Here is a 1,135-nt window from a genome sequence, read left to right as displayed (position 1 = left end):
CTGCGCGCGGGCCGCCACGCGGTAGCCGGCGCCCGGCCGGGCCACCAGCCACCCCTGCGCCACCAGCCGCCCATAGGCCCCCGCCACCGTAAAGGTACTGACCTGGTAAGTGCGCGCAAACTCGCGCACCGACGGCACGGCCATGCCGGGCCGCAGCACCTGCGACTGGATGGCCCGCGCATAGGCGTCCACCACCTGGTCCACCAGGCTGGGAGCCTGCTTGCGCGCACGGATAGGCTGGAAATCGAGCATGGAAAGGGTTTCCTGCATTTACCTGTACAGCAATCAGATTTATACCTGCACAGTTAGCGAGTTTTAGGGCAATTGTATATTTTCAACCGCACGCCGCGGGATCAGAATGGCTTCAATCCTGCCACCAACGCCGGGGCCCATAGCACCGCCGGCGCATGCAGGTTCTTTCCGGAGCCTCGAACCATGAACGCCCCTGCCGGCCTGCCAGACCTGTCCCACCTGTGGATGCCGTTTACCGCCAACAAGCAGTTCAAATCCCAGCCGCGCATGCTGGCCAGTGCCAAGGGCATGTACTACACCTCGATAGATGGCCGCCAGATCCTGGACGGAACCTCGGGCCTGTGGTGCGTCAACGCCGGCCACTGCCGACCGGAAATCGCCGAAGCCATCGCCCGCCAGGCGGGCGAACTGGACTACGCGCCCGGCTTCCAGTTGTGCCACCCTTTGGCGTTCGAGGCTGCCTCGGCCGTTGCAGGCCTGATGCCCCAGGGCATGGACCGCATTTTCTTTACCAACTCGGGGTCGGAATCAGTGGATACCGCCCTGAAAATCGCGCTGGCCTATCACCGGGCGCGCGGCGATGCGCAGCGCACCCGCCTGATCGGCCGCGAACGCGGCTATCACGGCGTGGGTTTCGGCGGTATTTCGGTGGGCGGCATTTCACCCAACCGCAAGACGTTCTCGGGTGCGCTGCTGCCGGCCATCGACCACCTGCCGCACACCCACAATCTGGAACACAACGCCAATTCCAAGGGCCAGCCGGCCTGGGGCGAGCACCTGGCCGACGATCTGGAACGCATCGTGGCGCTGCACGATCCATCCACCATCGCGGCCGTCATTGTCGAACCCATGGCTGGCTCGACCGGCGTGCTGGTACCGCCCA

The 1,135-nt window shown here is 65.0% G+C and carries 2 protein-coding genes; one reads left to right on the top strand and one right to left on the bottom strand.

Translation table 11 applies throughout. The features are described 5' to 3' along the window. Positions 1-252, bottom strand: a 252-nt coding sequence (locus tag LPZ50_RS24995; protein ID WP_230665519.1) for a GntR family transcriptional regulator, incomplete at its 3' end; no start/stop codon positions are given. Positions 253-435: 183 nt separating this feature from the next. Here LPZ50_RS24995 and LPZ50_RS24990 point away from each other — a divergent pair. Beyond that, the coding region (locus LPZ50_RS24990; RefSeq protein ID WP_230665518.1) for an aminotransferase class III-fold pyridoxal phosphate-dependent enzyme at positions 436-1,135 on the top strand (700 nt) is incomplete at its 3' end.

Origin of the sequence: Bordetella petrii, from assembly GCF_020991325.1 — a bacterium.
Classification (GTDB): domain Bacteria; phylum Pseudomonadota; class Gammaproteobacteria; order Burkholderiales; family Burkholderiaceae_B; genus Bordetella_A; species Bordetella_A petrii_E.
The sequence above is the reverse complement of the archived record's forward strand: the minus strand, read 5'-3'. Positions and strand labels throughout refer to the sequence as shown.